The following is a 10,512-nucleotide window of genomic DNA, read 5'->3' as shown; positions in this document are numbered from 1 at the left end:
GGCGGCGACCTCGAACAGGTAGTTGCAGACGAACACCGTCCGCCCCGCACTGTCACGGGCGAAGAACGACGGCGGCCCGCCGACCCGGTCCACCACGGTCAGCGGGCGGCCCGCGATCGTCGCTGGCGGCCGAACCGCGAGCAACGCCGAATCGACCTGCCCGGCGAGGGTTTCCGCGCTCGCGTAGTCCCGTTGCAGGCCGACCGACCGCAGCTGGAAGGTCGGCACGTCGATCAGCCGTTCCAGCAGCATCCGCGGGCCACCCGTCGGCACCGCGATCACATGCTGCATGGCGGGCTTCTGCGCGACCACATCCTCGAGGGACAGCACCGGCGCGGTGATCCCCAGCCCGGACAGGAAGCCGGCCACGTCGGCGACGGCGAGCATCAGTGCCCGAACCCGAGGTCCCGCACCCGGTCCTTGGCTTTCAACTCGTCCTCGGTGAGCCGGTGCACCAGCGGCGGCCGGTCGTACACGACATGCCCGTCGTCTTCGACGGTCGGATGCCCGGAGGCGCGCAGGTCACCGAACTCGAACGGCGCGTGGTCGTAGACCGCGCGGGAGAGATGCTCCATGTTGTCCGCCATCGCATCGATGAGGCCGTGCGGTTCCAGTGTGCTCTTCGCGAGCCGGCGCATGTAGTCCTCAGTGGCCTGCAAATGCGGCTGTTCGAGGTACTTCGCCTGGCCGCCTTCCGGATGGCGGAACTCCACGCCTTCATGCTGGTAGCGCGCGTAGATCTGATCAACCTCGCAGCGGCCGGTCAGGTCACCATCGCCGACATCGCTCAGCAGTTCATCGATGCGGGCGGCGAAGTCACCAGGCACGGTCAGGCCACCGGCCCCAGCCGGCCGGCGCCGGGCCGAGACCGAAGTCGTCCGGTCCGAACAGGTCGCCGTCGTAACGGTTGACCACCGCGGCCTGCGACGCGGCGACCGGCGCCGGGTCGACGTCCAACGACAGGTTGCCGCTGGCCAGCTGCCCGAGCAGCCCCTCAGCCCGCTGGTAGCGCAACGCGGCCGGTTCGGTCGCCGCGATCGGCTCACCGCGCCGCCAGGTGAGGGTGGCCAGCCACGCGGCGATGTCCCGGGTGACGGAGGCCACCACGGCGGGCGGCGGGTCGGTGAACGGCACCGCGTACCGGGCCGCGAGCCGACCGTCGACCTCCTGCTGCGCCTCGTCGATCGCCGTCACCAGGTCGGTGTCCGTCAGCGATGCGGCGGTGCCCGCCAGCAGTTCACTGCCGGCGAGCACCCCCCGCACATCATCCGGGACGGCGTAAGGCATCAGGACTTCCCGACCGCCCGTGCGTCCTTGTCCACGTCCTTCGCCTGCGCTTCACGCTCGGCCGCACGTGCGGACAGCCGCTCCGCCTCGGCGCGTAGCCGCTCCGCCTCGGCCTTCGCCCGCTCACCCGGCTTGCTGATCACGTCCTTGAGCCGTTCCGCTTCCTCCGCGGGCAGCTCGACGATGACCTTCGGGTTGCCGTCCGCGTCGGTGTGCGACCGGCCGTACAGCTCGTACTCCAACGGCTGGCCGGGCCTGGACGTGACCTTGCGCCAATGGTCGACGTGCAGCTCGTACTTCCCGGCCTTCATCGGCTCCTGCTGACCCATGGCGGGCCCCTTTCTCGGTATCGTTCGGGGGACGAAAGACCCCGGCGACGGCGGTAACCGTCCCGGGGCGTGGCCGAACCTACGAGGAGGTTCGACGTGGCCCAGCGTATCCGCGGCGATGTCGCGACGCGGCTTTGGAAGCGGGTCGATCGGAGCGATCCGGGCGTTTGCTGGCGCTATCAGGGGCTAGCGAGAACCCCGAATGGTTACGCGCAGATCCGCCACGGGAACCGCATGGTGCTGGCGCACCGGCTGGCATTCGAACTGACCTTCGGCCCGGTGCCCGCGGGGCTGCAGCTCGACCATCTCTGCCGTGTGCGGGACTGCGTGAACCCGGCGCACCTGGAGCCCGTGACGAACGGGGAGAACCGGCTCCGGGGATACATCGCGGTGGGGAAGCAGCGGAAGCTGAGACCCGAAGACCGCACCCGATGCCCGAGCGGGCATCCCTACGACGAAGACAACACTGTGATCAACAGCCGGGGCGCTCGCGTCTGCCGCGTGTGCCGACGCGAGGCGACCAGACGGTGGCGCGCTAGACGCCAGTGATCACGCATGCCGCCTTCGGTTGATCGATGCCGATCGCGGAGGCTCGGACCGTGTCCGACCGCCACGTCTCGGTCGGCCGGTCCTCGTAGAGCGGGGTGGCCTGCAACGGCCGTTCGTCGGAGATGAACCCGACGGTTCCCCGCTCCAGCACGAGCGCCTTACCGGCCAGCGTCGCCGACCGGGTGACCATCACGTCCAGGCCGAAGAAGTTCGGCCCCAGCTTGCCCAGCAGCAGCGGGTTCTGGTCCGCGACGTTGCCGACGAACACCTTCGCCACGTCGTCGGAGGACAGGAAGTCGGCCTGCGCAGTCGTGTTGATGACCAGCGTGTCCGGGGTGAAGCCGAAGTTGCCGCCGTTCGCGTCGGTCGAGTCGGCCACCGACTTGATCGCGTCGGCCAGGTCGAGGCGGATCTTCGACGTGGACGACGACCACGCGGCCGACGCTGCGATCGTGTTCACGCTCGCGTTGCCCAGGATCGTGCCCATCGCCGCGTCGTCGATGCCCTTGACCATCGTGTTGCGGACCTGGTTGATCTGCGTGTTGACCGCGTCCACGTCGTTGCGGTTGATCATCTCCTGGGAGATGAGCACCGCGAGCGCCCGCTTGACCGCCCGGAGGAACTTCACGTCGCCCAGCGAGTTACGGCCGACCGGGATCTTGCCGAACTCCTCAACGATCGCGACGTCGTCGTCGGCGAACATGGGCGTGGACTCGAAGTACTTCGCCACCCCGGAGGGCAGCGACGGCCCCGGACGCAGGATCTTGTCCGCGACGAACATGTTGTTGGCGATGTCGAGGATGCGCCGCGGGATCAGCGTCGGGTCCTTGACGAGCGCGGAGACGGTGAGCTTCTGGCCGTCGTCCACGCTGATGAAGCGTGTGGTCATGTCCTCTCCTTGGGAGGCTCAGGGCCGCGTGGGCGGCGGTCAGTCGATGAACGCGAGCCCGACGGCGCCTGCTCCAACCCCGCCAGGGTTGGAGCAGTAGCCGACGATGGTCCGCGCGTCGGGGGTGGCACCGGCCGGGGTGACCTGGCCGTTCGCGGCGGCGATCAGCTTGTCGCCGAAGTTCGCCGCCGCCGCGTAGGTGACGTACACGTGCACGTCGGCGGCGACCGGGACGGTGGACGGCAGCGCCGTCGCGTCGTTCGTGGCCGCGGCGGCGTTGGTGGCGTCCTTCAACGCGACACCGAGCACCGCGAGGCTGCCAGCGGCGGCCACACCGACCACCGAGCTGGCGCGGGCCTCCACGAGCTGGCCGCCGGTGACGGGCTCGGCGACCGTGTAGGTGACCGGCCCTTCGGTGAAACGGGGAGCAATCGCACTCATGGGTCTCTCCTTGACTGTGAAGGGCTGGTCAGCGCTTCGCCGGGTACTGCCGCTCCCACGCCTCGAGCGCGGCCTGCGCGTCCGAGTCGTCCGGGGCGGTGTGGGAGGTGCCGACCTCGCGGGACAGGTCGACGGTGCCCTTGCGGGCGTCGAGGAGCCGGCGGACGATCTCGGTCGCGTCGACCTTCTCGTCGTTCGCCAGGTCGATGACCGCAGGCGTCGGCTGCTCGAGCAGCGGCGTCGCCAGGTCCAGGTCTGCGGGCGGCACGCCGGCAGCGGCCAGTTCGGCGCGCTGCGCGGCCCACGACTGGCGGGCGAGCGCCCGCTCCAGGTCGGAGGCGCGGCTGTTGGCCTGCTCGGCCTGCGCCTTCGCCAGGTCGATCGCTGCCTGCGCTTCGGCGGACAGTTCGGCCGGCTCTGTGTTCGCTTCGACCTCCAGCGCGTCGAGCGCGGCGGTGATCTCGGCTTCGGACGGCTCGGTGTCGGCCGTCGGGGGGGTGAGCAGCGCGTCGATCCGGTCGGCGGGCAGGGCCGCCAGCCGGTCGAGGAGCGCCTTCTGCTCCTCGGTGATCTCGGGCATGGTGGCCCCTTCCTGGGTGTAGGTGCCGTCCGTCAGGTCGACGGTCGGAACGTCGTCGCCGGCGAGGTCCACGGCCTCCCACGGCTTCATCCCGGTCACCCGCGGGTCGAGGGTGCCGAGGACGTGTTGGATGGCGCGGGGGAACGTCTTGCCGTCGGCGCGGGCGAGCCCCTCGACGATGCGGGCGGACACGCCGAGGTCCGGGTGCTCGGTCACGAGTTGGGCGGCGCCGTCGGACAGGTCGAGGTAGCCGTAGAGCCCGTCGTCGGCGAGTTCGACGCCGCGCAATGTTCCGCGCATCCGCTCGGGGTCCATGGTGTGCGTGTTGTCCGACGGTGCGAGCAGGAACTTCACGGCGTCGTAGGCCTTCGCTTCGAACGCGTTGGCGAGGTCGGCGAGGTAGTCGCGGGTGAAGTCCAGCGTGCGGCCCTTGTAGTTGATCGAGCCGACCGGTAGCAGTTGCTTGCGGAACAGTCGGCCGCCGAGGTTCTTCGCGAGGTCACGCCGGTAGGGGGTGAGGACGGCGGTGGTCACTTCAGGCTCCCGTCTGCTGCCCAGTTGTCGGGGATCAGATGCGCGCCGCCGATGGCGTTGGCGCGGCGGATGATGAACCGGCGTACCTGCGCGTGGTCGCCTTTGGCGCGGCCGACCGCGCGGATGGCCTTACGCAGGTCGTCGTGGTTACGGATCGGGAACCGCCCGGCCCGGCCGGTGCCTGGCGCCGGGGGCATCGCCTCGCCGTGCTTGACCAGCGCGGAGACGGTGACGTGCTGCCCGCTGTCGGCGGAGGTGAGCGGGCTGGCCAGGCCGACCACCTTGCGGACCTGCTGGGCTTGCACGGTGGTGCCGGTGGCGCGCAGATGGTCCTTGCCGGTCCACGTGTAGCCGGCCGGTGGTTGCGGCTGGCGCTGCCGGTAGGTGGCCCGCTGTGCCGCGGTGAGCTTGTTCACGGCGGCGGCGGTGCGGGCGCGGGCGGCCCGGTCCAACGCGGCCTGATGTTTGGCGGCGGACACCTTCGCCCGCTGCGCCTTCTGCTGGGCGCGTGCCGCTTTCCGCGCCGCCGCAGCCTTCTTCCGCGCCGCGGCTTTCGCGAGCGCCGCCGCATGCTTCGCCGTCTTCGACCCGGCCGGCTTCGGCCCGGTCAACGCGGTGATCCGGGCTTTCGTCGCCTGGTCGAATGTTCCGGTGACCGGCAGCCCGGCCCGCTTCTGGAAGTCCCGCACCTGCGCGACCAGGCTGGGGGGTAGGTCGGAGCCCTTCGGTTTGGGTTGCGCGCCGACGGTCCGTGAGCCTTTCGGCGCGAACCGGCCCCGGTTGCGGGGATGCTTGGACTCGTCCCAGGCCAGGTCGACAGCCTGCGGCGGGTCGGCGGTCAGCGTGTGCGCTGCGGTCTTCTTCGCTTCCCACTCGGCGAGTGCCTTCACCGCCCGGGCGCGGGTCGCCGCGCTCACTGTGCCCTTGCCCTGCGCCCAGTTACGGACCACGCCGACGGCCCGTTCGATCGCCTGCGACTCGGTGAGCCCCTGACGGCGAAACGCCTTGGCGACTGCCCGGATGTACAGCGGTAGACCGCCGACTTTGTTCACCCAGTTGTTGCCGGTGCCGAACGGAGTCGTGTCGCACGGCCCGGGTCCGGTGCACACGCCCGCCATCTACGCCGCCCTCCGCTCACCGCTCACCGCGCGTACCGCCCGGTCGACCGTGCCCGCGTTCACATGCGGCGCGCCGGCACGACACCGACAATGCGGGTGCACAGAGCCGGGCAGGCCGATCACCGGCGGGGATGTGACGCTGAAGTTCCGCCCGTTCGCTGCCGCGCACTCGGCCGACGTACGGCCGTCCATCACCGCGTACCAGCCGAGCAGCGGCCCGTGCGCCGTCACCTGCCCATCGACCTGGGCGGCGGCCCGGACCCGGTTACGCTGCGCCCGCAGATGCGCGACAGCGAGCGGCGCCTCCGCCTTCAACGCCTGCGCCAGCGTCTTCCCGGCGGCCATCCGCGTCTTCACCCGGCCCGCAGCCGCGCTCAGGTAGGCAGCCCGGTAGGTGCCGGCCGCCGCCTGCACGGCCGCCGTCGCCGGACCCGCCGCCGCCGCCTGCACGGGCGGGGTGATGCTCAACAGTCCGGCCGCGGCCTGCACGGTGATCCCGAGGGCCTGCGCGAGCGCTGCGGCCATCAGCGCCGGCGGCAACGTGGACGCGAGGATCGTCGCCACCGTGACCACACCGGCGGCCTGCCGGTCCTGCGTCTGCTGGCTCACAGCTTCCCCGCCAGCCGCTCAGCGAGTGCCCGCTCCGGGTCCGGCGCGGTCATCGTCTCCGCCGCCGTCGCCACCGCCGCATGCAACGGGGCGGACGGCTCGGGGAACGCGCTCTTCTCCTGCCGCAGCCGTACCGCCGCCGCGATCTTGTCCACGTCGAGGTTCAGGAACGACGCCACCCGGGAGGTGAGCTCGTCGATGAACGCCCACGGCAGCACCGTCATCGACGGGGCCACCGACAGCGCCTGCAGCAGGCTGATCGCCTGCTCCGCGTCACCCTCGGAGATCGGCCCCATCTTGAACGTGGGCACCGACGCGGCGGGGCCGAAGTTCCACCGGACCAGGTCCGCGAGCAGGAACCCCTGCACGGCGGCGGACATCTCCCGCAGCACCGCCTCGCGGGTCTTGATGAAAAAGTCGGATTGGTCCTGCGACAAGGCCATCGACCCGCGGCCGGACGCGCCCGCGTCGGCCAGGTCGACGAATCCGGCGAGCACGCTGCCGGTCATCTCTCCGTCCAGGTAGCGGATCGCCGCCTCGAACGACGCCCCCGCACCCTGCGATGTTTCGAACGGGGTGACCTTCTCGTTCGGGCCGATGCCCGCGACACCGCCGCCCTTCAACTTGGCGATCTTGCGGGCCAGGTCGTCCTTCGATGCCGGGTCCTCGTTCGACGCCTGCGCGACGGCCCGCGGCATCGCCAGGTTCTCCAGGAACATCGCCCACAGGAAGCGGATCTTCTGCTTGGTCTGCCACGCCTGGTAGGCCACGTCCAGGTCGGACGTGCCGTTGATCGGGTCGCGGTGCTGGCCGTGGACGAAGACGAACGACCGCTGCGCCGGGATGTTCACGTCGATGAACTGCTTGCCGCGCCAGGTGCGCTGCTTGAACCCGGCGAACGCGGCGTCTGTCTCGTCGTGCGCCAGGTAGCAGGTCGACGGGGGGCGCCACGCCAGCTTGTCGTAGACGACCCGGCCGTCCCGGATCGTGAACACCTTCTCGAAGAAGGCGCGGCGGAACAGGGTCGCCCCCGTCATCTGCCCGACGACCAGCTCCATCGGCGTCGACATGCCACCCGCGTTGGCCGGCCGGGTCAGCGCGTCCGTGACGAACGCCGCCTCCCCCCGGTCGTCCTTGCCGGGGATGATCGACCAGGGGGCGTACCGCAACGGCAGGGTGAGCACCTGCTCGACGGCGCGGGCCTTGCCGTCCACGCGGAGCATGTCCTCGAGGTCGCGGACCTCGACCGGGCCGGTGTCGAACACCTTCCCGTCCGCCCACAGGGCGAACAGCCGGGTCGCGTCGAACCCGGAGCCGACCTCGGGTCCGGCGATCGGGGCGGGCATCACGTCGACCACGCCTGCTCCTCACGTCGGTCACGCCCAGCGGTACACGCCTTCACCGTCGGGGCTGGTCTGGTAGGGGTGCACGCCGGTCACGTCCTGGTCGACCGGGTTGGCCGGCAGCCAGACGGCCTGCACGACCGCGTCCCCCGCGTCGGTGGAACGGCCGAGCCGTTTGCGGATGGCGTCTTTCGATTCGACCTGCACGCGTCCGGTGGAGGTGACCCGCCAGTGGGGTGCGGTCAGGTCCGCGGCCATCTGGTCATCCGGCGGAAGGGCGAGGGTCGCCCCGTAGGCCGGGTCGAGCTGCTCGCGCAGGTTCCACCAGGCCGCCGAACGGGTGTTGACGAAACCGAGCTCCCCGGAGCGGTCCCGGCGGGGGCTTGCGTGCGACGCGTTGAAGCCGACCACGCTCTTGCCTTGCTCGCGTAGCCGGTCCACCGGCCCGGCGCCCATGCCGATCACGTCCACGACGGCGAGCGCGGTCTGCTGCCCGGCGAGTTTCGCGATCACGTGGCCGGTGACGGCCATCGTGTCCAGGCCGTGCCAGCGGTGCAGGGACTCGACGACCTGCCCCTGCCTGATCGCGATCACCGTGTCGTCGTCACCGAACCGGGCCACGTCGCAGGACACGACACGGCGGCCCAGCTGCGTCGGCCGGCCCTGCTCGTCCCATTCGGCCCAGCGGCGTTGGGCGGCGAGCACCCATGACAGGGGGATCAGCCCGTCGTCGGCCTGCTCGGGGAACAGGCCGCGGACCTTCGCCTGCCACAGCGGGGAACCCTCACCCCAGCGTTGCCGGCGTTCCTCCACCCATTCCGGGGACGGCAGCAGCGGGCGTAACGGTTCGGGGACCGGCTCCCCGGTGAAGTTCGGTGTCGCCAGGCCGTCGATGTGGATCACGTGCCAGCCGGACTCGGCCCGGCAGATGGTCGCGAAGTGCGCGGTCGGGTCGTCCGGGTTGCCGATCGCCAGCACCCGGGCGTGCTCGTTGGTGGCGAGGGAGTCGACCGCGTCGAACAGGGCCTTCGGCACGCCGCACGCCTCGTCGATGATGACCAGCACGTGCCGGGCGTGAATGCCTTGGAAGGCGGCCTGGTCGTAGTCGGCCGGCTTGCGGCCGTAGCCGACGAGTTCCGACCCGTCCCACCATTCGGTCTGGTTCACCCGGCCGGACAGGCCGCCGCGCCGGTGCGCCCGGCCGATCTCCCGCCACAGGATCGCCCGCACCTGCGGGAACGTCGGCGCGGTCGTCACCACGAACGCGTCGTCACGGGTGTCCAGCCACCAGGCGGCGAGCCGGGCCGCAACGAAGCTCTTACCGGCGCCGTGGCAGGACTGCACGGCCGTGTACCGGTAATCCCGCACGCTCTCCGCGATCAGCCGTTGCGCCGACCACAGATGCTCACCGAGCCGGCCCGCGACCCAGCCGGCCGGGTCGGCCGCCCAGCCGTGCTTGCCGTACCTGGCCTTGATGATGGCCGTGGCGTGCTCCGCCGAGACGGCGCACGGGTCAAACGGCGTGAAGGTGTCGGTCGACAAGCTCCGGCACCTTCTCCCGCTGCTCCTCGGTCAACGCCAGCCCGTCGAGGATGGCGATCAGCGCCTGCGCCATCAGCTGACCCTGCGCCTCGGCCAGGCGCACCTGCCGTTCCGCGATCCCCGCGGTGATGGCCTTCGCGCACACGTCGACCAGGTGGCGGCGCTCGCGCAGGTACAGCTCGAGCCACACGTGCACGGCCGCCGCTTCGGTGCTGTTCGTGCCGGTGAACTCAGCCGCGCCGACCTGTTCGCGTTTGGTCAGCCCCCAGGTGAGGGCGTCCGGGTCGAGGTCGGCGATCCGGTCGCGTAGCCAGGCGACGTGCCCGGCGGTGCGGTGCACCTCGTCGAGCAGCGCCTGCTCGGGTGTGGTCTGTACCGGCAGGCCGTAGACGCGGACGGCCTCTTCGGCGTGTGCCCGTTGGGCGTGCCGCTGCCCGTTGCGGCTGGTGCCGCCGTGGAACTTGCAGTTGCCGTAGCCGGGGTGGTCGGTGCCGGCGCCGGCGCGGGACCGGCAGGGTCCGCCGCCGCGGGCCTGTTTCTGGTGGCCGCCGCAGGCTTCGTGCCCGGTGGGGGTGCGGTGTTCCTGGCCGCATTTAGGGCAGTCGGCCACGAGGTCACCTCCGTCTTGAGCTGGCGCCGAGCAGGTCGAACACGTCGGCCACATCCGCGAACCAGCCCGTCTCGCTCATCGCTTGCCCCTCGCGGCCACAGCCTCAGACAGTAGGCGGCGGATCATCTCCGAACGGGTCACATCCTCAACCTCAGCCAGATCATCCACGGCCTTCAGGCCGTTCGGTGACAGGCGGACGTTCACCATCAGTCGAGGGGTTGGCTTCGGTGGCTGCGGGCGGTCACTCACCGCCGACATGCGGCTGCCCTTCCCTCGTCGGGTTGCGCGGGGCTGAGCCGAGCCACTCCGCACCGTCGTAGACGACCGGGAAGTAGACGCGCTGCTCGGTCCAGATCAGCACCGGCTGACCCTCGGCGAGGCCGTAGGTGTCGTCGAACTCAATGTCGAGGACGTCTTCGCTCGGCGCTACAGCCACGGTCTCATGGCTGCGGTGAACGCTCGACTGCCGCGAGCTCTAATCGGCGGCTAAGCGTCATGGTTCTCCGCGTCGGACCACCACAGGTAGTCCTGGACTACTCCGGGCGGCGTCAGCCGTGGTGCATGGTGGTCGCCGCGGTGACCGGCCCGGTCACCGCACCACGTCTTCGTGCGGTGGATCGCCGGGCAGTTCCCTTGCTCGACCCAAAGGCGGTGAGCGTCGGTGTCGTACGGGTTCACATA

General features: G+C 70.8%; 15 protein-coding genes. 1 reads left to right on the top strand and 14 read right to left on the bottom strand.

Features of this window, described 5'->3' with window-relative positions; translation table 11 throughout:
- The 4 genes from VFJ21_02615 to VFJ21_02600 form a co-directional block, all read right to left on the bottom strand.
- On the bottom strand, window positions 1–387 hold a 387-nt coding region (locus tag VFJ21_02615), incomplete at its 3' end, for a minor capsid protein (protein HET7406016.1).
- A complete protein-coding gene (locus tag VFJ21_02610) occupies window positions 387–827 on the bottom strand; it encodes a hypothetical protein (GenBank protein HET7406015.1) in 441 nt (146 codons plus the stop codon). The genes VFJ21_02615 and VFJ21_02610, both read right to left, overlap by 1 nt.
- Window positions 817–1,287: a phage protein Gp36 family protein gene (locus VFJ21_02605; GenBank protein ID HET7406014.1), complete on the bottom strand. Its 471-nt coding sequence runs from the start codon at window positions 1,285–1,287 to the stop codon at window positions 817–819. The genes VFJ21_02610 and VFJ21_02605 overlap by 11 nt, the downstream gene beginning before the upstream one ends.
- Entirely contained in the window at window positions 1,287–1,616 is a 330-nt protein-coding gene (locus tag VFJ21_02600; protein ID HET7406013.1) for a hypothetical protein, read from the bottom strand. Before VFJ21_02600 ends, VFJ21_02605 begins: the two co-directional genes overlap by 1 nt.
- Before the next feature lie 96 nt (window positions 1,617–1,712).
- On the opposite strand from VFJ21_02600, the gene VFJ21_02595 reads away from it, so the two are divergent.
- Window positions 1,713–2,165 (top strand): HNH endonuclease signature motif containing protein, encoded by a 453-nt coding sequence (locus tag VFJ21_02595; GenBank protein ID HET7406012.1) that lies wholly within the window; start codon window positions 1,713–1,715, stop codon window positions 2,163–2,165.
- Here VFJ21_02595 and VFJ21_02590 read toward each other — a convergent pair.
- The 10 genes from VFJ21_02590 to VFJ21_02545 all read right to left on the bottom strand — a co-directional run.
- Window positions 2,152–3,054: a hypothetical protein gene (locus VFJ21_02590; protein HET7406011.1), complete on the bottom strand. Its 903-nt coding sequence runs from the start codon at window positions 3,052–3,054 to the stop codon at window positions 2,152–2,154. The genes VFJ21_02595 and VFJ21_02590 overlap by 14 nt on opposite strands.
- Before the next feature lie 39 nt (window positions 3,055–3,093).
- Window positions 3,094–3,495 (bottom strand): hypothetical protein, encoded by a 402-nt coding sequence (locus VFJ21_02585; protein HET7406010.1) that lies wholly within the window; start codon window positions 3,493–3,495, stop codon window positions 3,094–3,096.
- A gap of 28 nt (window positions 3,496–3,523) precedes the next feature.
- Complete coding sequence (locus VFJ21_02580) at window positions 3,524–4,609, bottom strand: hypothetical protein (protein ID HET7406009.1); 1,086 nt, start codon at window positions 4,607–4,609, stop codon at window positions 3,524–3,526.
- Window positions 4,606–5,718 (bottom strand): peptidoglycan-binding domain-containing protein, encoded by a 1,113-nt coding sequence (locus tag VFJ21_02575; GenBank protein HET7406008.1) that lies wholly within the window; start codon window positions 5,716–5,718, stop codon window positions 4,606–4,608. The genes VFJ21_02580 and VFJ21_02575 overlap by 4 nt, the downstream gene beginning before the upstream one ends.
- A 9-nt stretch (window positions 5,719–5,727) precedes the next feature.
- Entirely contained in the window at window positions 5,728–6,291 is a 564-nt protein-coding gene (locus tag VFJ21_02570) for a phage minor head protein (protein ID HET7406007.1), read from the bottom strand.
- A gap of 41 nt (window positions 6,292–6,332) precedes the next feature.
- The gene (locus tag VFJ21_02565) at window positions 6,333–7,694 is read right to left on the bottom strand and encodes a DUF935 family protein (protein ID HET7406006.1); all 1,362 of its coding nucleotides are present in this window, start codon (window positions 7,692–7,694) and stop codon (window positions 6,333–6,335) included.
- 18 nt (window positions 7,695–7,712) lie between these two features.
- Window positions 7,713–9,221 carry a hypothetical protein gene (locus tag VFJ21_02560; GenBank protein HET7406005.1) on the bottom strand — a complete coding sequence of 503 codons (1,509 nt, stop codon included), beginning with the start codon at window positions 9,219–9,221 and terminating at the stop codon, window positions 7,713–7,715.
- On the bottom strand, window positions 9,193–9,831 hold the full coding sequence (locus VFJ21_02555; GenBank protein HET7406004.1) for a hypothetical protein: 639 nt from the start codon (window positions 9,829–9,831) through the stop codon (window positions 9,193–9,195). Before VFJ21_02555 ends, VFJ21_02560 begins: the two co-directional genes overlap by 29 nt.
- 241 nt (window positions 9,832–10,072) lie before the next feature.
- The gene (locus VFJ21_02550) at window positions 10,073–10,267 is read right to left on the bottom strand and encodes a hypothetical protein (protein ID HET7406003.1); all 195 of its coding nucleotides are present in this window, start codon (window positions 10,265–10,267) and stop codon (window positions 10,073–10,075) included.
- Between the two features lie 50 nt (window positions 10,268–10,317).
- A partial coding sequence (locus VFJ21_02545; protein ID HET7406002.1) for a hypothetical protein occupies window positions 10,318–10,512 on the bottom strand: 195 nt, incomplete at its 5' end.

The sequence above is a fragment of the Mycobacteriales bacterium genome (assembly GCA_035690485.1).
In the GTDB taxonomy this organism is placed as follows: Bacteria; Actinomycetota; Actinomycetes; order JAFAQI01; family DASSKL01; genus DASSKL01.
Note: the sequence above shows the minus strand (reverse complement) of the source record. Positions and strands in the feature narration are given on the sequence as shown.